General features: G+C 71.0%; 22 protein-coding genes and 1 tRNA gene. 14 read left to right on the top strand and 9 right to left on the bottom strand.

Going from position 1 to position 19086, the window contains the following annotated elements; translation table 11 throughout:
* Positions 1 to 46 precede the first annotated feature (46 nt).
* The 4 genes from pstS to pstB all read left to right on the top strand — a co-directional run bounded on the left by pstS (position 47) and on the right by pstB (position 4041).
* Complete coding sequence (gene pstS, locus AC3WRT_RS02845) at positions 47 to 1168, top strand: phosphate ABC transporter substrate-binding protein PstS (RefSeq protein ID WP_492718879.1); 1122 nt, start codon at positions 47 to 49, stop codon at positions 1166 to 1168.
* 109 nt (positions 1169 to 1277) lie between these two features.
* Positions 1278 to 2285 carry a phosphate ABC transporter permease subunit PstC gene (gene pstC / locus AC3WRT_RS02850; protein WP_492718882.1) on the top strand — a complete coding sequence of 336 codons (1008 nt, stop codon included), beginning with the start codon at positions 1278 to 1280 and terminating at the stop codon, positions 2283 to 2285.
* Positions 2282 to 3244, top strand: a complete 963-nt coding sequence (gene pstA, locus AC3WRT_RS02855; RefSeq protein ID WP_492718884.1) for a phosphate ABC transporter permease PstA — start codon at positions 2282 to 2284, stop codon at positions 3242 to 3244. Before pstC ends, pstA begins: the two co-directional genes overlap by 4 nt.
* Before the next feature lie 20 nt (positions 3245 to 3264).
* A complete protein-coding gene (gene pstB, locus AC3WRT_RS02860) occupies positions 3265 to 4041 on the top strand; it encodes a phosphate ABC transporter ATP-binding protein PstB (protein WP_492718887.1) in 777 nt (258 codons plus the stop codon).
* 73 nt (positions 4042 to 4114) lie between these two features.
* Here pstB and AC3WRT_RS02865 read toward each other — a convergent pair whose 3' ends face one another.
* The 3 genes from AC3WRT_RS02865 to AC3WRT_RS02875 all read right to left on the bottom strand — a co-directional run bounded on the left by AC3WRT_RS02865 (position 4115) and on the right by AC3WRT_RS02875 (position 6081).
* Positions 4115 to 5122, bottom strand: a complete 1008-nt coding sequence (locus tag AC3WRT_RS02865) for an inorganic phosphate transporter (RefSeq protein ID WP_492718890.1) — start codon at positions 5120 to 5122, stop codon at positions 4115 to 4117.
* Between the two features lie 7 nt (positions 5123 to 5129).
* Positions 5130 to 5750, bottom strand: a complete 621-nt coding sequence (locus AC3WRT_RS02870) for a DUF47 domain-containing protein (protein WP_492718892.1) — start codon at positions 5748 to 5750, stop codon at positions 5130 to 5132.
* Positions 5751 to 5853: 103 nt separating this feature from the next.
* On the bottom strand, positions 5854 to 6081 hold the full coding sequence (locus AC3WRT_RS02875) for a hypothetical protein (RefSeq protein ID WP_492718894.1): 228 nt from the start codon (positions 6079 to 6081) through the stop codon (positions 5854 to 5856).
* Between the two features lie 92 nt (positions 6082 to 6173).
* On the opposite strand from AC3WRT_RS02875, the gene AC3WRT_RS02880 reads away from it, so the two are divergent.
* Entirely contained in the window at positions 6174 to 6473 is a 300-nt protein-coding gene (locus tag AC3WRT_RS02880; RefSeq protein ID WP_492718897.1) for a hypothetical protein, read from the top strand.
* Between the two features lie 154 nt (positions 6474 to 6627).
* On the opposite strand, the gene AC3WRT_RS02885 is transcribed toward AC3WRT_RS02880, so the two are convergent.
* Positions 6628 to 7239 carry a hypothetical protein gene (locus AC3WRT_RS02885; RefSeq protein WP_492718900.1) on the bottom strand — a complete coding sequence of 204 codons (612 nt, stop codon included), beginning with the start codon at positions 7237 to 7239 and terminating at the stop codon, positions 6628 to 6630.
* A 51-nt stretch (positions 7240 to 7290) separates the two neighbouring features.
* Between AC3WRT_RS02885 and AC3WRT_RS02890 the strand changes: the two genes are divergently transcribed.
* Positions 7291 to 8142, top strand: a complete 852-nt coding sequence (locus tag AC3WRT_RS02890) for a hypothetical protein (protein WP_492718902.1) — start codon at positions 7291 to 7293, stop codon at positions 8140 to 8142.
* A 30-nt stretch (positions 8143 to 8172) separates the two neighbouring features.
* Here AC3WRT_RS02890 and AC3WRT_RS02895 read toward each other — a convergent pair whose 3' ends face one another.
* Genes AC3WRT_RS02895 through AC3WRT_RS02905 form a run of 3 tightly spaced genes read right to left on the bottom strand, consistent with a single transcriptional unit; the run spans position 8173 to position 10996 of the window.
* Positions 8173 to 8757 carry a LutC/YkgG family protein gene (locus tag AC3WRT_RS02895; RefSeq protein WP_492718904.1) on the bottom strand — a complete coding sequence of 195 codons (585 nt, stop codon included), beginning with the start codon at positions 8755 to 8757 and terminating at the stop codon, positions 8173 to 8175.
* Positions 8754 to 10244: a lactate utilization protein B gene (locus tag AC3WRT_RS02900; RefSeq protein WP_492718906.1), complete on the bottom strand. Its 1491-nt coding sequence runs from the start codon at positions 10242 to 10244 to the stop codon at positions 8754 to 8756. The genes AC3WRT_RS02895 and AC3WRT_RS02900 overlap by 4 nt, the downstream gene beginning before the upstream one ends.
* The gene (locus AC3WRT_RS02905; protein WP_492718908.1) at positions 10244 to 10996 is read right to left on the bottom strand and encodes a (Fe-S)-binding protein; all 753 of its coding nucleotides are present in this window, start codon (positions 10994 to 10996) and stop codon (positions 10244 to 10246) included. Before AC3WRT_RS02905 ends, AC3WRT_RS02900 begins: the two co-directional genes overlap by 1 nt.
* A 161-nt stretch (positions 10997 to 11157) precedes the next feature.
* Between AC3WRT_RS02905 and AC3WRT_RS02910 the strand changes: the two genes are divergently transcribed.
* Positions 11158 to 11946 carry a sigma-70 family RNA polymerase sigma factor gene (locus tag AC3WRT_RS02910; protein WP_492718910.1) on the top strand — a complete coding sequence of 263 codons (789 nt, stop codon included), beginning with the start codon at positions 11158 to 11160 and terminating at the stop codon, positions 11944 to 11946.
* Positions 11947 to 12040: 94 nt separating this feature from the next.
* Here the strand turns inward: AC3WRT_RS02910 and AC3WRT_RS02915 are convergent, their stop codons facing one another.
* The gene (locus AC3WRT_RS02915) at positions 12041 to 12562 is read right to left on the bottom strand and encodes a YbhB/YbcL family Raf kinase inhibitor-like protein (protein ID WP_492718912.1); all 522 of its coding nucleotides are present in this window, start codon (positions 12560 to 12562) and stop codon (positions 12041 to 12043) included.
* Positions 12563 to 12741: 179 nt separating this feature from the next.
* Between AC3WRT_RS02915 and AC3WRT_RS02920 the strand changes: the two genes are divergently transcribed.
* The 4 genes from AC3WRT_RS02920 to AC3WRT_RS02935 all read left to right on the top strand — a co-directional run bounded on the left by AC3WRT_RS02920 (position 12742) and on the right by AC3WRT_RS02935 (position 16143).
* On the top strand, positions 12742 to 13311 hold the full coding sequence (locus AC3WRT_RS02920) for a hypothetical protein (protein WP_492718914.1): 570 nt from the start codon (positions 12742 to 12744) through the stop codon (positions 13309 to 13311).
* Between the two features lie 117 nt (positions 13312 to 13428).
* On the top strand, positions 13429 to 14532 hold the full coding sequence (locus tag AC3WRT_RS02925; protein WP_492718916.1) for a glycosyltransferase family 9 protein: 1104 nt from the start codon (positions 13429 to 13431) through the stop codon (positions 14530 to 14532).
* A 39-nt stretch (positions 14533 to 14571) separates the two neighbouring features.
* Positions 14572 to 15318 (top strand): GAF and ANTAR domain-containing protein, encoded by a 747-nt coding sequence (locus AC3WRT_RS02930; protein WP_492718918.1) that lies wholly within the window; start codon positions 14572 to 14574, stop codon positions 15316 to 15318.
* A 51-nt stretch (positions 15319 to 15369) separates the two neighbouring features.
* Positions 15370 to 16143, top strand: a complete 774-nt coding sequence (locus AC3WRT_RS02935; RefSeq protein WP_492718920.1) for an ANTAR domain-containing protein — start codon at positions 15370 to 15372, stop codon at positions 16141 to 16143.
* A 21-nt stretch (positions 16144 to 16164) separates the two neighbouring features.
* On the opposite strand, the gene AC3WRT_RS02940 is transcribed toward AC3WRT_RS02935, so the two are convergent.
* On the bottom strand, positions 16165 to 17079 hold the full coding sequence (locus tag AC3WRT_RS02940; protein ID WP_492718922.1) for a PhzF family phenazine biosynthesis protein: 915 nt from the start codon (positions 17077 to 17079) through the stop codon (positions 16165 to 16167).
* A 98-nt stretch (positions 17080 to 17177) separates the two neighbouring features.
* Between AC3WRT_RS02940 and AC3WRT_RS02945 the strand changes: the two genes are divergently transcribed.
* From AC3WRT_RS02945 to AC3WRT_RS02955, 3 genes are all read left to right on the top strand, one after another.
* Positions 17178 to 17552 carry a hypothetical protein gene (locus AC3WRT_RS02945; protein WP_492718924.1) on the top strand — a complete coding sequence of 125 codons (375 nt, stop codon included), beginning with the start codon at positions 17178 to 17180 and terminating at the stop codon, positions 17550 to 17552.
* A 126-nt stretch (positions 17553 to 17678) separates the two neighbouring features.
* Positions 17679 to 17751 (top strand) — tRNA-Lys (locus AC3WRT_RS02950).
* A 42-nt stretch (positions 17752 to 17793) separates the two neighbouring features.
* Positions 17794 to 18987, top strand: coding sequence for a thiolase family protein (locus tag AC3WRT_RS02955; protein WP_492718926.1), 1194 nt, complete (start codon positions 17794 to 17796; stop codon positions 18985 to 18987).
* The last annotated feature ends 99 nt before the right edge of the window (positions 18988 to 19086 follow it).

The raw sequence follows: 19086 nt of genomic DNA on the forward strand, positions 1-19086 counted from the left end.
GAATGACCGAGCCACCCGCACCACCTCATCGAGAGGGACCACACTCGTGTCAGTTTCGCGTATCGGCGCATTCGGCGCCATCGCCCTGTCCGGCGCCCTGGCGCTCTCGGCCTGCGCGTCCGAGAACACCAGCGCCGCACCCGCCGCGGACGGGGCCTCCGCCGGGTCGACCGCCGCCGGTGACTGCTTCAGCGGCGACCTGAAGGCCGAGGGCTCCTCGGCCCAGAAGAACGCCATCGACGAGGCCATCGCGGCGTACCAGACGAAGTGCGCCGACGCCAACATCGACTACCAGCCCACGGGCTCGGGTGCCGGCATCAAGCAGTTCATCGCCACGCAGGTCGACTTCGCCGGCTCGGACTCGTCGCTCAGGACCGAGCCGAAGGACGGCAAGGTCGAGGCCGACGACGCCAAGGCCGCCTGCGGCTCCGAGGCGTGGAACCTGCCCATGGTCACGGGCCCGATCGCGATCGCCTACAACGTCAAGGGCGTCGACAAGCTCGTGCTCAACGCCGAGGTCGCCGCCAAGATCTTCGACGGCAAGATCACCACCTGGAACGACCCGGCGATCGCTGCGCTCAACAAGGGCGTGACGCTGCCGTCGACGCCGATCAAGGTGTTCTTCCGCTCCGACGAGTCGGGCACCACCGAGAACTTCACCAAGTACCTCAAGGCCGCCGCCCCCGACGCCTGGTCCTACGAGACCGGCAAGAAGTGGACCGGCAAGGGCGAGGGCAAGGAGAAGTCCGCCGGCGTCGCCACCGCGACGAAGGGCCAGGACGGCGGCATCACCTACGTCGAGCTCTCCTACGCCCAGCAGAACCAGCTGCCCATGGCCCAGGTCGACACGGGCTCCGGCCCCGTCGAGCTGACCGCCGAGTCGGCCGGCAAGACGATCGCCACGGCCAAGCAGACCGGCTCCGGCAACAACCTCGCGCTCAAGATCGACTACGCCACCAAGGAGGCCGGGGCCTACCCGATCGTCCTGGTGACCTACGAGGTCGTCTGCTCGAAGTACGCCGACGCCGAGACGGGCAAGAAGGTCAAGAGCTTCCTCAAGACCTTCGCCTCGGACGAGGTGCAGAAGGACCTCGGGGCCAAGGGCTACGCGCCGCTGCCGACCGAGGTGGCGACCAAGGTCCAGGCCGCGGTGGACGCGATCTCCTGAACCGCCTGACCCGGCCGGAGCGATCCGGCTGGGTCCACGCAGGGGTGGGCGCCACAGACGGCGTCCGCCCCTGCGCCAGTACCACGTCATCGAAGGAGGAGGCCTCCACGTGTCGACATTGACGGGCGTGTCCGCCGCGGACCAGACCCCGGGACCAGACGGCCAGAAGCCACTGCAGGCGGACCAGGCGTCCACCGGCCGGTTCGGCGACCGCCTCTTCGGCGGAGCCGCCACGGTGTCGGGCATCCTCGTCATCGCCCTGGTCACCCTGATCGCCGTCTTCCTCGTCATGCAGGCCGTGCCTGCGCTCATGGACAACTCGGCGGGCTTCTTCACCAGCCGGGTCTGGGCGCCGGGCGGCGACAAGCCGGCCTTCGGCATCCTCGAGTTCCTCTGGACCACCGTGACCGCCTCGACCATCGCGATGCTCGTCGCGGTCCCGGTCGGCGTCGCGGTGGCCCTGTTCATCACCCAGTACGCGCCGACCTGGATGCGCCGCCCGGCTGCCGGTCTCGTCGACCTGCTGGCCGCCGTGCCCTCGATCGTCTACGGTCTCTGGGGCCTCATCGCCTTCGCCCCGGTCTTCAAGCCGGCGCAGGGCTGGATCGAGGACAAGCTCGGCTGGTTCCCGTTCTTCGCCCCGACCGGCATCAGCGGCGGCACCATCTGCTTCATCGGCATCGTGCTCGCCATCATGGTCCTGCCGATCGTGACCGCCCTCTCGCGCGAGGTGTTCGACCAGACGCCGCTCGCCCACAAGGAGGGCGCCCTCGCGCTCGGCGCCACCCAGTGGGAGATGATCCGCACGGCCGTGCTCCCCTTCGGCCGGCCGGGTGTCATCTCCGCCTCGATGCTCGCGCTCGGTCGCGCCCTCGGCGAGACGATCGCCGTGACCTTCCTCGTGTCGGCGCTGTCCGACAACAGCCCGTGGACGTGGTCGCTGTTCAATGGCGGCGAGACCTTCGCCTCGAAGATCGCCAACAACGCGGCCGAGTTCAGCAACCCCAACAAGACCGGTGCCTACATCGCGGCCGGTCTCGTGCTCTTCGTGCTGACCTTCGTGGTCAACAGCATCGCCCGCGTCGTCATCGAGCGCAGGAAGGCCTTCACCGAATGACCGTGACCACCGACCGACGCCTCCCCGAGCCGATCCTGCCCGGGGACCCCTCGACACCGCCCGGCGGCCGGTCGGGGCGTGAGGCGCTCTCCGAGATGAACCACCCGCACCGGGCCCGCGGCGTCAAGGACGTCGTGGTCAAGGTGGTCATGTGGGCCGCCTTCGCGCTGGCGATGGTGCCGCTCGTGTGGATCCTCGGAACGGTGGTCGCCAAGGGCTTCCACATGCTGACGACCATGACCTGGTGGACCGGCAACCAGCGCAACATCAACTCCGACGACTTCGGCGGCGGCGCCCGCCACGCCATCGAGGGCACTCTCCAGATGGTCGGGTTCACCGCCCTCATCGCGGTCCCGGTCGGCATCCTGACGGCCGTCTACCTCGTCGAGTACGGCCGCGGCCGGCTCGCGCGGGCGATCAGCTTCACCGTCGACATCCTCTCCGGCGTCCCGTCGATCGTGGCGGCCCTGTTCATCTACGCCGTGTGGGTCACGACCTTCGGGCTCGGCCGGTCCGGCTTGGCCGCTGCGCTGGCGCTGGTACTGCTGATGATCCCCGTCGTCGTGCGCTCCACCGAGGAGATGTTGAAGCTCGTGCCCAACGAGCTGCGCGAGGCGGCATACGCCCTCGGCGTGCCGAAGTGGGTCACGGTCGTCAAGGTCGTGCTGCGTACGGCCTTCTCGGGCATCGTCACCGGCGTGCTGCTGGGCATCGCCCGTGTGATGGGCGAGACGGCGCCCCTGCTGATCCTCGCGCCCTACACGAAGAACTTCCAGCGCGACCTGTTCAACGGCAACTTCCCCACGCTGCCCATGATGATCAACCAGGACCGCGGGGACTTCGCCCTCTCGACGGCAGCCGAGCGCATGTGGGGCGCAGCCCTCACCCTGATCCTGCTCGTCCTGCTGCTCAACGTCATCGGCCGGGTCATCGCGCACTTCGGCTCGGTCAAGAAGTAAGAGAAAGCGAATCTGAAACGATGGCAAAGCGAATCGACGTCACCGACCTCAACGTCTACTACGGCGCCTTCAAGGCCGTCGAAGGCGTCTCGATGACGGTCGAGCCCCGGTCCGTCACGGCGTTCATCGGCCCCTCGGGCTGCGGGAAGTCGACCTTCCTACGGACCCTGAACCGGATGCACGAGGTGATCCCCGGCGGCCGCGTCGAGGGCAAGGTCATGCTCGACGACCAGGACCTCTACGCCAGCTCGATGGACCCCGTGACCGTGCGCCGCACCATCGGCATGGTCTTCCAGCGGCCCAACCCCTTCCCGACGATGTCGATCTACGACAACGTCGCCGCGGGCCTGCGGCTCAACGGCGTGAAGAACAAGAAGACCCTCGACGGCATCGTCGAGCAGTCGCTCCAGGGCGCGAACCTCTGGACCGAGGTCAAGGACCGGTTGAACAAGCCTGGTGCCGGCCTCTCCGGTGGGCAGCAGCAGCGGCTGTGCATCGCCCGGGCCATCGCCGTGCAGCCGCAGGTGCTGCTCATGGACGAGCCGTGCTCGGCGCTCGACCCGATCTCGACGCTCGCGATCGAGGACCTCATCAACGAGCTGAAGAACGACTTCACGATCGTGATCGTGACCCACAACATGCAGCAGGCGGCCCGTGTCTCGGACCGGACGGCCTTCTTCAACCTCAAGGCGACCGGTGAGCCGGGCCGGCTCGTCGAGATCGACGACACGACCCGGATCTTCAACAACCCCTCGGAGCAGGCGACGGAGGACTACATCTCCGGCCGCTTCGGCTGAGTCCTCCACACGGCAAAGTGCCCACCCGACCTCGAGGTCGAGTGGGCACTTCGCGTATGCCGTATGGCTGTGGTCAGCGGAAGATCCCGGTGACGAACCAGGTGGCGGCGGCGACGAGGGCCGCGCCGGGGAAGGTCATGACCCAGGCGCCGACGATGTTGCCGGCCACGCTCCAGCGGACGGCCGAGAGCCGCTTGGTCGCGCCGACACCCATGATCGCCGAGGTGATCGTGTGCGTCGTCGAGATCGGGGCACCGAAGGCCAGTCCCGCGACGTAGAGGATCGAGGCTGCGGTGGTCTCGGCGGCGAAGCCCTGCGGCGGGGTGAGGTCGATGATGCGGCGACCGAGCGTACGCATGATGCGCCACCCTCCGGCATACGTCCCGGCCGAGATGACGATGGCCGACAGCAGCAGGACCCAGATCGGGATGGTGGAGCCCTGGTGGTACCCGGCGATGTTGAGGGCGAGGACGATGACTCCCGCCGTCTTGGCGGCGTCCTGCAGACCGTGGCCGAACGCCATGGCGGCCGCCGACGCCGTCTGCGCCAGCCGGAAGCCGCGGGTGACGCGGCCCGGGTTGGAGTGGCGGAAGGCCCATAGGATGGCGAGCATCACCAGGTAGCCGATGGTGAGACCGAAGACCGGCGAGAGCAGCATGGGGATGACCACCTTCGTCCAGATCACCCCCCACTGCACGACGACGCCCGCCGCCAGCGCCGCACCGGCCAGACCGCCGATGAGGGCCTGCGAGGACGATGACGGCAGGCCGAACCACCAGGTGATGAGGTTCCAGCCGGTGGCGCCGACCAGGGCCGCGGCGACGAGCCACAGCCCGTTGACACCGGTCGGAGCCTCGATGATGCCGGAGCCGATCGTCGCAGCGACCTTGCCGCCGAAGAAGGCTCCGAACAGGTTCGCGATCGCGGCCATCGCGAGCGCGACTCGGGGCGTCAGGGCCCGCGTCGAGATCGAGGTCGCGATGGCGTTGGCCGCGTCGTGGAAGCCGTTGGTGTAGTTGAAGCCCATCGCGAGCGTGACGACGACGACGACCCCCACGAACAGGGCAGGTGTTGATTCCATCGTCGGGTCAGGACTCCTTGACCGCGATGCCCTCGACGACGTGGGCCACCTTCTCGAACGCGTCAGCGGCGTTCTCGAAGCCGTCGACGATGGACTTGACCTTGATCAGGTTGACCGGGTCGGGCGAGTTGTTGAAGAGGCTGGCCACCATCTTGCGGTGGAGCGAGTCGGCCTGGTTCTCGAGACGGTTGATCTCGATCCAGTAGCTCTTGAGGTCCTTCATCGTGCGCAGCCGCGGCATGGCTTCCGCCGTCACCTCGGCCATGCGGGCGAGGATCTCGAACTGCTCGGCCAGGCCCTCGGGGATCTCACCCATGCGGTAGAGCACGATCAGGTCGGCGGTCTCCTCGATGAGGTCCATGCAGTCGTCGAGCGACGCGGCCAGACCGTAGATGTCCTCGCGGTCGAAGGGGGTGATGAACGAGCTGTTGACCTTGTTGAGGAGCTCGTGCGTCGCGTCGTCGGCGGCGTGCTCGAGGTCCTTCAGCCGGTCAGCCACTGCCTGACGCTCGGCGGGCTCCACCTCGAGGAAGCGGGTCAGCTCCCGCGTCGCCTCGACGAGAAGCTGCGCGGTGGAGGTGAAGAGGGAGAAAAAGCTCGTGTCCTGGGGTGTCAGGCGAAAACCCACGGGGATGCTCCGGTCGATCGGGGTCTGGTCCGGGGAAGATGCTACGGGTTGGTGGTCACTGCGGCGCAACCGAGCGTCCACCGGCCCTTCACGTGCGCAGTCCTCAATGGGCCGGGTCGCGATCCTCGACCGGAGCCTCGGACGGAGTCCTCCCCGCGGCGTCGGACGTGCCCGAAGGCGTGCCGCCGATGCCGAGGAGCTGGTCGACCTCCTCGGGAGTGAAGTGGCGCCCGCTGGACGAGGCGGCGACCACCAGGTCGCTCACGAGCTCGATCTCGTCGGCGAGTGCCACGTCGAGCAGGTCTCCAGACCGCTCCTCCTCCGGTGTCATGACTCCAATCTAAGGGCCTGCAGCCCACTCGCGCAGGCATGGTCCCGACTTGTATCGCTGTGCCGCCGCCAGTCGCGGTGCATCATTGGGCCATGCCCCTCCACACGGGATCGGGCTCTGCCGACGGCTGGACCATCGTCGAGCAGGGCAGCTTCGTCATCGGGCGCTGTGACGCCTGCGGCTTCACCAGCGCCGCACGGCGGGCGCGTTTCTCCGCGGAGACGGACATGCGCGACCACGTGAGCCTGTGCGTGTGGCAGGGCTCGAAGGGCTTGGCGACGGACGGGCCGCCCGCTCGAGCGACGGCCACCGCGCCGCCGCCGGGACCGGCTGCCGATCCCGAAGTAGGTGCGTCGGGTCGGGAGCGCCTCTCGGCACAGGGCCGCTCGTAGCGGCTGAATTTGGGACCCGGGGCTACCACGACCCGACGCGCACACAAGGATAAAGCCGTTCCAACGGATCACCAAAGACCCGTCAGCGCAAGGGGCAGGGCGCGCGTGAAGCCGACGACGGCGACCCGAAGACCACGGTGACCAGGGAACGACCTCAGTCGAGCGCGCCGTCGCGCCACAGGCGCGCACAGATCGTGAGGTCCTCGGCCATGACCAAGACGTTGGCCGCCTGCTCGGCAGCCTCGTCGCCCGACGACGTGTCGGCGCGGCCGGCGGAGACGACACGGCAGAACGCCGCAGCCCGTTCGAGGGCCACGGCGAGGTCGCCCTCGAAGACCCCACGCAGGACCTCGTCGATGACGCGGCCCATCTCCTGGGGCCCCGGTGGCTCGGCGGCGCCCGCCACGGCGTGGTTCGGACCGGTGAACCGGATGCCCGCGGCATACTCCCGGCTGGCCTCCTCGGGCCCGCGCTTGACCCACTCACGCAGCACGTAGAGGCGCCACAGGGCACCCGGGAGCGAGCGGGCGGGTCGCTGCGACCACAGCTCGGCGAGGGTCGAGAGGCCGATGTCGTCGACCAGCGCGACGAGCTTCTGCGTCACGGCCGGGTCGGCCGCCGCCCGACCGGCGTGCACCAGCGCCAGCGCTGTCTCGTGTGCGACGTGGATCTGCTCCGTCGGGTCGTAGACAGGACCGTGGGCCTCCAGTGCGGACTCGGTGAAGAAGGCGGGCCGCCTGTGGGCGCGGTGGTCGCTCTCACTCATTCCAGAAGGCTAGCCCCGGCACCCACGGGACGGGTCTGGCAGGCTGCGCTGGTGAGCTCACTCATGCCCCGTCTCGACCGCGTCTCCCGCACCTTCTGGCGCACGACCGGACGCCGCGTCGAGCTCGCCGGCGCGCACGCCTGGCTCGATGCGCCCGTGCACGACGGCGCCGTGATCGGCGACGCCTGGCTGGCGAGCGCGGCCGGCCGGTGGGGTGGACAGGTGCGCGAGGACGTCGAGGATGCCGGCCTGCTCCCTGACCTGGCCGTCCTCGACGGGCCCGGCTTCCGCGCCGCCGCCCTGCATCCCGACGTGCGGGACTTCTACGAGCACACGTCCCGGTGGCGGATGGAGGTGTGGACGCAGTGGACGGCCGCCTTCCAACCCGGAGGCGAGCTCGTCTCCCGCTTCTTCGGCCGCCGCGTGCAGCAGCTGGCCCTGCCGATGCGACCCATGGACGTCGCGCACGGGATGGACAGCCGGGTCGCCGTCATCACGGACGACAGCGGTGGCCAACGGGCCGCCGGGTGGATCCGCTCCCTGCGCTCCACGGGCGAGTTCGTCTACAGCGGCTGCTACGCGAGCCGGGTGCTGCCGGGCGCCGACCGCGCGAGCGTGCACGTGACGTTCCCGCTCGAGGCGGGCAACGTGCAGGTGTTCCTCCGGCCGACCGTGCTCCCCGACGGCTCGTTGCAGCTCGACTCTCCCCGGGGCGCCTTCGGCACGGACGGTGCCTACGTCGTCGTGACGGGCGCGCAACGCGACCACGCGGCCCGGGCACCGATCCACGAGCGCTTCCGCGTCTACGTGGATCGCGAAGGGGTGCTGCGCACCGACCACGAGCTGCGCATGTGGTCAGCCACCGCAGTTCGCCTGCACTACAAGCTCACTCGCATCGCCTGAGGGCGCCTGCAGGACCGCGTATGCCGTGTGTCAGCTGACGATGACGACGTGCAACGTGCGGGGGCCGTGGACGCCCTCGACACGGCTGAGCTCGATGTCGCTCGTCGCCGACGGACCGCTGATCCACGTCGTCGGGCGGGTCGGGTCGAGCCGGGCGACAGCGGCCGGGACGTCGTCGACGACCTGGTCGGCGCGGACGACGCAGACGTGGAGGTCGGGCACGAGCGTCAGCACTCGTCGCCCCTCCCCCGGCCCGTGCGAGAGCATGATCGTCCCTGTGGTCGCGATCGCGACCGTCGCGGTGGTGACCACCGCCGTGGTCGTGTCCAGGTCGGTCGCAGTCAGCCCGTCGTCGGGGACGGCGCCCGGGACGGCGTACGGCAAACCGTCCGGGGCGACGACGGAGGCGCCCTCGGGCAGCGCCGCGGCGATGGCGGCGTCGGCGCCGTCGGGTGCGCAGCGCACGACGGTGGCGCGGTAGTCGGCGACCCGCTGGGCGAAGAGGTCGACGTCGCCGTCCCGCTGGGGCCGGTCGAGCGAGGGGACGACGACGGGGCGTCGGGCCGACGCGATGGCGTCGCGGACCGCGCCGAGGATCTCGTCGCGGGCGCTCATCGCCTGCCTCCGTCGGTGCGCTTCCACCAGGCGCGGAAGGACTCGGCGGGCGGCACCGGGAGGTCACGGGCGTCGGTCCACGCCGCGCCGGGTCCCGGCAACCGGCCGAGCAGGCGGCGCTCCCCCGCTCGACGCGCGCCGCCGCCGCGGGAGGTGAGCGCGGCGAACGCGCGTCCGGCGAGACCCGCGACGCGCTCGGCGGCGCCGAGCCGCGCACCCGAGCCGAAGGTGGCCGCAGCCGCACGCATCGCCAGGGCCTCGGGACCGGGCACACCCGAGCGGTGGCTGTCGACGACCTGAGCGCGCAGGTCGACCAGGACGCTGGGGATGTCGATGAGCACCGGGCACGCCTCGAAGCAGGCGCCGCAGAGGGACGACGCGTAGGGCAGCGAGTCGGTCTGCGGGTCGTGACCGACGCCCCTGAGGAGCGGGTTGAGGATGGCGCCGATCGGCCCGGGATAGACCGAGCCGTAAGCGTGACCCCCCGTGCGCTCGTAGACCGGGCACACGTTGAGGCAGGCCGAGCACCGGATGCAGCGCAGCGCCTGTCGACCGACCTCGTCGGCGAGCGCGCGGGTGCGTCCGTTGTCGAGCAGGACGACGTGGACCTCCTGGGGACCGTCGCCGGGCGTCACCCCGGACCACGTCGAGGTGTAGGGGTTCATCCGCTCGCCGGTGGACGACCGCGGCAGCAGCGTCAGGAAGACGTCGAGGTCGTCCCACGTCGGCACGACCTTCTCGATGCCGACGACAGACACGAGGACCTCGGGCAGGGTCAGGCACATGCGGCCGTTGCCCTCGGACTCGACGACGACGAGGGTGCCGGAGTCGGCGACGGCGAAGTTGGCGCCGCTGACGCCGACCTTGGCGCGGAGGAACTTCTCGCGCAGGTGCAGCCGGGCGGCCTCTGCCAGACGGGCGGGGTCGTCGGTGAGGTCGGCGGGCGCGGCACGCCCCACGCGCGCCATCTCGCGCTCGAAGATCGCGCGGATCTCCGCGCGGTTGCGGTGGATGGCGGGAACGAGGATGTGGCTCGGCAGGTCGTCACCGAGCTGCACGATGAGCTCGGCGAGATCGGTCTCCCAGGCCGAGATCCCCTGCGCTGCAAGGTGGCCGTTGAGGTCGATCTCCTGGGTCGCCATCGACTTGACCTTCACGACCTCGTCGACGCCGTGGGCGCGGGCCACCTCGGCCACCACGTCGGACGCCTCCTGTGCAGTGCGGGCCCAGTGCACGACGGCACCACGCTCGGTCAGGGACTGCTCGAGGCGGAGGAGGTGCTCGTCGAGGTGGAGCAGGACGTCGTCCTTGACCGCCGCGGCCCGCACCCGCAGCGCCTCCCAGTCCTCGACCTCCGCTACGACGGCGGCCCGCTTGGCCCGGATCGTCGTCGTGGCGTGGGCGAGGTTGCTGCGCAGCTGGGTGTCGGCGAGGGCAGCGCGTGCGGCGGTGGGGAACGGCGGCATACCGACGAAGGTGCGGCTCATTAGGGGACCTCCGTCTGGGCCGGGCCCTCGGTGGAGGCGAGGACCTCCGCGAGGTGCATGACGCGGATCCCGGCGTGCTGCCGGGTCAGCATGCCGCCGATGTGCATGAGGCAGGAGCTGTCGCCGGCGACGAGCACCTCCGCCCCGGACTCGCGCACGTGCCGCGCCTTGTCGGCGCCCATGGCCACGGACGTGTCGGCGTTCTTGAGTGCGAAGGTCCCGCCGAAGCCGCAGCACTCCTCGGCGCGCGGGAGGTCGAGCAGCCGCAGGCCGCGGACGGCGCGGAGCAGCCGCTCGGGCCGGTCGCCGACGCCGAGCATCCGCAGGGAGTGGCACGTCGGGTGGTAGGTCACCGAGTGCGGGAACGAGGCGCCGACGTCTTCGACGCCGAGGACGTCGACCAGGAACTCGGACAGCTCGTGGACCCGCGGGGACACCTCGGCGACGGCGGCCGCGAGACCCGGGTCACCGGATCGGCGGGCGACGAGGGCCTGCTGGTGGCGGGCTGAGCCGACGCACGAGCCGGACGGCGAGACGATGGCGTCGTAGCCCTCGAACGCGCGGACGAAGGTGCGCACCACCGGCACGGCCTCGTCGAGGTAGCCGGTGTTGACCATCGGCTGGCCGCAGCACGTCTGTGCCGCAGGGAAGTCGACGTCGACGCCCAGTCGGCGCAGGAGGCGCACCACGGCCTTGCCGGCGTCCGGGAACATCGCGTCGTTGATGCAGGTCACCATCAACGCCACACGCATCTGGCCACCCTCGCACAGGCCGGCAGCGTCCGGGTGCCTGGGACCCGAGCGGCTGGCGCGGACCTTTCGGCATGTCGAGGGCTTGTGCAATGTTGATTGTTTGTCTAGGGTTCTCGTTGTCGGTCAAGAAAGCGCCGCCACCCTCTCTGGATGGAGACGACATGACCGACCCTTCGCGCGGTCCTCGCAAGGACGCCCGCACCCGTGAGCTCATCGCCACCCACCGCACCTCGGAGTCCGAGGCCGAGCGCTCGGAGGCACTGGAGGCCGTGACCCGGCTGCACATGCCGCTGGCGCGCTCCCTCGCCCACCGCTACGCCGGCAAGGGACTCGACCGCGAGGACCTCGAGCAGGTCGCCTTCCTCGCGCTGCTCAAGGCGATTCGTCGTTTCGACCTCGATCAGGCGACCGAGTTCGGCGCGTACGCCACCCCGACGATCACGGGCGAGCTGCGCCGCCACTTCCGCGACCACGGCTGGCTCGTCCGGCCGCCGCGCGGCCTGCAGGAGCGGCGGCAGCTCGTCACCGACACCCGCACGCGCCTCGAGCAGCAGCTCGGGCACGAGCCGGACCAGGAAGAGCTGGCGCAGGCCCTCGACCTCACCCTCGACCAGGTCAGGGAGGCGCAGGTCGCCTCGACCAACCTGCGACCGGCCTCGCTCGACGCCACGACCACCGAAGGCGGTCGCCCGGTGCTCGACCTCGTCGACGCCCGCGCCGACCACCAGTCCGACCCCGGCCTCGACGACGGCATCGTGGTGCGCACGGCGATCAAGCGGCTGACCCCGCAGGAGCAGGAGATCATCGAGCTGCGCTTCGCGCACGACATGACCCAGGCCGAGATCGCCCAGACGCTGGGCCTCAGCGCCATGCAGGTCAGCCGGCTGCTGCGGCGGGTGCTGGCCGAGCTGCGCGAGCACCTCGACTCCTCGGAGCTGATGAGCGCCTGAGGCCCGAGGTAGGGCACGTCGCCTGATCGAGACGTATGCCGGGTCGCCCCGCGGGCGACCCGGCATACGTCATTCGTCGGCGCGTGCCGACGAGTCAGTGCTGGTAGGTGCCGTGGATGACGGCGCGCGCCAGCGTCTTGAAGGCCAGGTTGAACGACACGGCTGCTGGTGACGCGGAGTCGTCGACGCCGAGCGACGGCTCGGAGACGGCATGGACGACGAAGAAGTAGCGGTGCGGCATGTCGCCTTCGGGGGGCGCGGCCCCCATGAAGCCCTGCTCGCCGCCGTCATTGCGTACGTGAAAGGCGTTGCCGGGCAGGGGTGCCGAGGCCGCTCCAGTGTCGACGGAGGTGAGATCGGCAGGAAGGTCGACGAGCACCCAGTGCCAGAAGCCGGACGGTGTCGGCGCGTCGGGGTCGAAGCACGTCACGACGTAGCTCTGCGTGCCCTCGGGTGCCCCCGTCCACGACAGCTGCGGCGACGTGTTGCCCTTCGCGGCGACCTGGTCGTCCTTCAGTGGCTCTCCGTCGGTGACGTCGTCGCTCGTCACCGTGAACGACGCCACGGCGGGGAGCAGGTCGTACGGATTGGGGGCGACCGGTCGGTTCAGGCTCATGCGGTCCTCCTGCGAAGTCGTTGACGCTCGGACCATACCCAGCGACGCCGTGTGCCGCGTCTGATGGCTGGGTGCCTTTCGTTCTCGGCGTCGACGGACGACCGCTCCACGTCGATAGGCTGGAAGTGACGAAAGTGTCATAACGGACAGGGGTCGGGATGCGCGAGGAACGACGGGCGGTGGGCATCGCACCAGCGGCGCCGGTGACGATCGAGGCCTCCGGGGCGCGAGCTGGAACCGACTTCCCCGTCTTCGCCGTCCGGGAGTGGGCTGCCCGCTTCTACGAGCAGGAGCGGCTCCGGCACGACGCAGTCTGGTGGCGCGCCAGCTGGCCCTTCGCCGTCGCGCTCCTGCTGGCCGCGGGCGCCGCCGGCGTGGCCCGATGCTGGCCGCTTCCCGAGACCGACGCCGCTCTGGGTGCTGCTGTCGTCCTTGCAGCTGCGGCGGTCGGCACGACCGCCGGCGGGCTGGTCCGCCTGCGGGCGCTGCAGATGCGCCTCTCCACGGCCCGGGCGCGCCCGGCGACGATCGAGGAGATCCCGGCAGCGGCCCGCGCCGTGGTGCTCGACTCCCCCAGGATGCGCTTCCGACGTCCCACGGACGGCACCGGCTTCGCCGCCGTCCGCGACGGCGTGGCCGCGATCGCGCCCGTCGGGGGGTTCGCCGCCGCCGTGCTCGTGTGGGCGCTGGTCATGCAGGGCAGGGTGGAGGGCACCTTGGAGGACTGGGTCCGCGGCCGCCGAGCCTGACGCCGCCGCCTACGCCGGATGCGCGGTTTGGCATGGGTGCTCCCGGGTAGGAGCGGGTCCAGCCCGGCGGCGAGGGGCCTGGCCGGGGGTCGAGCGAACCGCCAGGAGGCCGGCGCGATGCAGGGTCGGGCCACCGAGGACACTCCAGGCGAGCAGGGCTGGCCGCCGTTCGACGGCGTGGGCAGCATCGCCGTGCTCACGGCATCCGGCATCGGCGACTTCCTCGTGAGGGTGCCTGCCCTCGAAGCGCTGCGGACGGCATACCCCCGGTCTGCGATCACCGTGCTGGGTGACGTCTGGCACCCGGCCTTCCTCGAGGGTCGCCCCGGCCCGTGGGACGGCGCCGTGAGCGTTCCCAGGAACGAGGGCATATGCCGTCTCGACGGCGAGACGAGTTCGGGCACAGCCCAGTTCATGGCGCAGCACCGAGGCCGGTACGACCTCGTGGTCCAGATGCACGGCGGCGGCGCGGAGAGCAACGCTGTCGTGCGTGCCCTCGAACCCCGGTTCAGCGTGGGGCCGTGGACGCCGGGAGCCGAGCCGCTGACCCGCTGCCTGCCGTACGTCGACGGTCGCCCGGAGGTGCTCCGCTGGCTGGAGGTGGCCGAGCTGGCGGGCGCCCAGACCGCTCTCGGGACCGAGCGACTCGTGCCGTCGGTGGTCGTGACGGAGACGGACCTGGCGGACAGCCGCGTGGCGTGGGACGGCGACGGCCCGTTCGTCGTGCTCCATGCCGGTGCGCGGGACCCGCGGCGCTGCTGGCCGGCGGCCAAGTTCGCGACGGTCGCTCTGGAGCTCAGGCGCACCCTGGGCGCGTACGTCGTCATCGTCGGCACGGAGCGTGACCGGGCTGCCGCTGCAGAGCTGGTGCAGCGGATCGGCTCCGGGACGGTCGACCTCACCGAGGACCTCTCCCTCGGCGCGATGCTCGGTCTCGCCTCACGCAGCTCCCTCTTCGTCGGCAACGACTCCGGCCCCCGGCACCTCGCAATCGCAGCAGGAGCCCCGACCGTCGGCATCTTCTGGATCGGCAACCTGATGGCCTTCGGGCCACTGGTGGGGGGCGCGCACCGTGCAGCCCTCTCCTTCACGATCGACTGCCCGGTGTGCGGACTGCGGCAGCTGGACGGCCGGTGCCAGCACGCCGTGTCCTTCGTCGACGACGTGAGCGTCGAGGACGTGCTCGACCAGTGCGCTCTGGCCCTGGGTGCAGCGCGATGACCGGGTGCTTTCAGGGCGCCTCGCTGCCAGAATATGAGGATGACCGGCTCGCACGACCAGCCGTCATCCGCGGCTGACTTCGCGCAGCTCGCCCGGTTCCTCGCCGAGACACCGGGCGTGCTTCCCACCGTGCGTGGTGTGGTGTTGACCGCCGTCCGGAGCGTGCCGTGCGACTGGGCGGCCGTGGCCGTGACCGATGAGCTCACCCAGCGCCCGGCCCGGCTGGCGGCTTCGAACGACGAGGAGCTGGCGGTGCGCATCGGCACGATCGCCGCCGCTGCCGGCAGCAGCCCCGGCATCGCCGCCTTCGACCAGGACCGCATCGTCGCCTGTCCCGACCTCACCCGCGAGCAGCAGTTCGACGCCTACGCCCAACGGATGCTCGCCCAGACGGACGTGCGCTCGGTACTGTCCCTGCCGTTGCACCTCCACAACGAGAGGGTGGGGGTCATGACGCTCTATGCAGCCCGGCCCGAGGCCTTCCCCCTCGATGCGGTCGAGCGCGCGCAGGTCATCAGCGACCACGCGGTGATCGCCATCGAGTCCGCTCGCGCCGAGGACCAGGCCGTGAACCTCGAGGCCGCGCTGCGCACCAGCCGTAGCATCGGGATGGCGCTGGGCATCCTCATGGAACGTCACAAAATGACCCAGGACGCCGCCTTCGAGAAGCTGCGCGACGCCAGCCAGCACACCAACCGCAAGCTCTACGAACTGGCTGCCGACCTCGTCGAGACCGGGGCCGCCGACGGGATCCTCGACGACGGGACGACGCCACCCGATCCCTGACTGCGCGCTCCTACCGGCGTCGCGTGGTGGCATACGGGGTAACCGTCTGGCATGGAGCCGATCCCGGAGACACGACGCGCGCTGCTCGACCTGTCACAGTTCGAGGACACCGGGATCTACGGCGAGCTCGGGACCCTGGCCGCACAGGCACAGAAGCTGGTCCCCAGCCTCGCCGGGCTCAGCGTGACGGTCCTCGCCGAAGGCATCACGCTGACCTACGTCGCCTCGTCCGACGCCGTCGCGGCGCTGGACGCCGTGCAGTACGCCGACGGCGGTCCGTGCGTGACGGCGGTCGAGGAGGGGCAGGTGCTCGCAGCGGAGGGGGCCGGCCTGCTCGACGAGCGGCGTTGGCAGCTCTTCGCGCAGGCGGCAGCCGCAGCCGGGGTCCGCAGCACGCTGTCCCTGCCGATCCTCGGCGAGGGCCGGCCCGGCGCCGAGGTCGCCGACAGGAGTGACCCAGCCCGCGATGCGGAGTCGGGCGTCGGCACGCGGCTGGACACCGCGCCCGTCACGGCGGGCGTCAACCTGTACGGTTCGCGCGCCGACAGCTTCGACGGGCTGCACGAGCGGTTGGCGGAGCTGTTCGGCGCCTGGTCGCCCGGCGCGGTGACGAACGCGGACCTGTCCTTCAGCACCCGCCTCGCGGCGCTCGACGCACCTCGACGTCTCGACGCCCTCACGCTGGTGGGGCGAGCCGTCGGGGTGTTGGCCGCGGCGCACGACGTGACGCCGGACGAGGCGGGCCGCAGGCTCCGGTATGCCGCCGCGCGCGCCGGGGTGCCGCTCACCGTGCTGGCACGGATCATTCTCGGCGAACGGGACTGAGGGCGACCTCCGCCCGGCCGCTCAGCCGGCGAATGGCTCAGCGATGCGGGCCGCGGCGCCACTGACCAGGGCTGCCTCCTCGAGGACCTCGACCTCAATCCGGCTCGGCCGGCCCATCTCGACACCCTGGGTGATGACGAGCGTGTCGCCGACGCTTGCCTGCCCGATCGCGCGGAGGTAGCCCACGAGGGCGGCGGCGGCTGCTCCTGTCGCGGGGTCCTCCACCACGCCACCCCACGGGAACGGGTCCCGGGCACGCCACTTCCCGGGACCGGTGGCGGCCACGAGCTGCACCGTCACCCAGTCGTGCTCGCGACTCAGACGCTGCAGCGCCGGGAAGTCGTACGCCAGGTCAGCGAGCCGGGCCAGGTCCCGAGCGACGAGGACAGGATGCCGGTTGCCGCCGAAGCCGATGGCTGGCGGGAACCCGGGGTCGAGGTCGTCCTCCGACCAGTGCAGGGCATCCAGCAGCCGGCTCAGCAGGTGGCGCTCGAGCGGGAAGCAGCTGGTAGCGGGGCTGCGCAAGGCGCCGACGGATCGCATGCCGATGCGCCGGCCGGTGATGGCGACCGGACCGACCGGTGTCGAAAGCGTGTAGCTGCCGGCGCCCACGGACTCGCACAGGGCCACGGCGGTGGCGATGGTCGCATGGCCGCAGAAGTCGACCTCCCCCTCGGGGGCGAAGTAGCGGATCGGGATCGGGGGCGCTTCGGCCGCGTCGGCCGCGTCGGCCGCGTCGGCCGCTCCCGTCTGGCGTGCCGGAGCGATCGGGCCGGTGACGAAGGCCGTCTCGCTGTACCCGACCTGCGCGGCGATCTGCTGCATCTCGGTGGCACTGAGCTCTCCTGCGTCCAGCACGACCCCAGCGGGGTTGCCGCTGTCCGGGTCATCGCTGAACGCCGCGAACCTCTCGATGTGGGGCGCCTTCGAGGTCATGGTCGCCATCCTCCACGACCGGCGCACCTCATGGGCGGACTCCGATTCGCCGTGAGCCTCGCGCCCCCTCGGGGCGCGGCGTCGTACGCTCACGCGTTGTGACCCCTGCTGCCGTAGCCGTCTGTGTCCTGTTGGTTGCCCTCGCCGTCCTCCAAGGACTGCTGGCATGCGGCGTACCGCTCGGGCGGTTCGCCTGGGGCGGTCAGCACGACGTCCTTCCGACGCGTCTGCGGGTGGGCAGCCTGGTCACCATCGTCGTCTACGTCCTGATCGGCTGGGTGGTGCTTGCCCGCGCCGGGGAGCGCAGCGGCGCCGGCGGCATCCTCGGCGTGACCACCTGGGTCGTTGCGGGAGCCTTCCTCCTCGGCGCCGCGGGCAACCTCGCGTCACGCAGTCGCCCGGAGCGCCTCGTGATGACCCCGGTCGCCGTGGCGCTCTGTGCCCTGACCGGTGCCGTTGCGATCGCCAGTTGACGGATGGCTCGTGTGAACATCCCCGGTCGGCTGCGGCATACTGGCCCCGGGTCGCACTGCGACGGGACCACGGCAACGTTGTCCCGACCACTGCTGCGAGGGAAGCTTGTCTGAGCTCCCCGTCCCGGGCCTCTAGCTCAGTCGGTAGAGCATCGGACTTTTAATCCGCCGGTCGTCGGTTCGAGCCCGACGGGGCCCACCGCTTGCGTATGCCGTCTGCTCCGACCAGGAAGTCACTGCCGTGAACGACGCGTTCGTCTACGACGCCGTCCGCACCCCGTTCGGCCGTTTCGGCGGCGCGCTGGCGACGACCCGGCCGGACGACCTGGCGGCGCTCGTCGTCAAGGCTGTCGTCGACCGCTCCCCCAGCCTCGCCGCGGACCCGTCCCTGGTCGACGAGGTCGTCTTCGGCAACGCGAACGGCGCGGGCGAGGAGAACCGCAACGTCGCCCGCATGGCCACCCTGCTGGCGGGCCTGCCGACGAGCATCCCCGGCACGACGGTCAACCGCCTCTGCGGGTCCAGCCTGGATGCCGCGATCATCGCCTCGCGGCAGATCGAGACGGGCGACGCGGATGTCGTGCTCGTCGGCGGCGTCGAGTCGATGACGCGCGCCCCCTGGGTCATGCCGAAGACCGACAAGCCCTACCCCGTCGGCAACCTCGAGCTCTCGTCGACGACTCTCGGCTGGCGTCTCGTCAACCCGAGGATGCCGTCCGAGTGGACCGTCTCCCTCGGTGAGGCGACCGAGCAGCTGCGCGAGCGGCACGGCGTGACGCGCGAACGGCAGGACGAGTTCGCGGCCAGGTCGCACCACCTTGCGGACGCCGCCTGGACCGAGGGCTTCTACGACGAGCTCACCGTGCCGGTCCCGGGCGTTGAGCTCGCCCGCGACGAGTCGATCCGCGCCGACACGACGGTCGAGCGCCTCGCCGGTCTGCGCACGTCCTTTCGGGCGGAGGGTGGCACCGTCACGGCCGGGAACGCCTCCCCGCTCAATGACGGCGCCTCGGCCGTCCTCCTCGGCAGCGCGGCGGCTCAGGACGGCCTCGGCCTCGACGCGATCGCCCGCGTCGCCGGGCGCGGAGCGAGCGCGCTCGACCCGCAGTTCTTCGGCTTCGCGCCGGTCGAGGCGGCGAACCGGGCCCTCGTTCGCGCCGGCATCACGTGGGCGGACGTGTCAGCGGTCGAGCTCAACGAGGCCTTCGCGGCGCAGTCGCTCGCCTGCATCGACGCGTGGGACATCGACCCCGAGATCGTCAACCGGCACGGCGGCGCCATCGCCATGGGCCACCCGCTCGGCGCCTCGGGCGGGCGGATCCTCGGCACGCTGGCTCGCGACCTGCAGCGGTCCGGCGGCCGGTGGGGCGTCGCCTGCATCTGCATCGGGGTCGGCCAGGGTCTCGCCGTCGTCCTGGAGAACGTCACCCGCTGACCCCACCGATGGCGTATGCCGTCCGCTGACCCAGGTGCCCGACGTCCGCACCCGCGCGGGCCAGCGGCACCGTGCATCGTGTGCGGGTGTCCCCCGTGT

The sequence above is a fragment of the Terrabacter sp. FW104-15G4B genome (assembly GCF_058790095.1).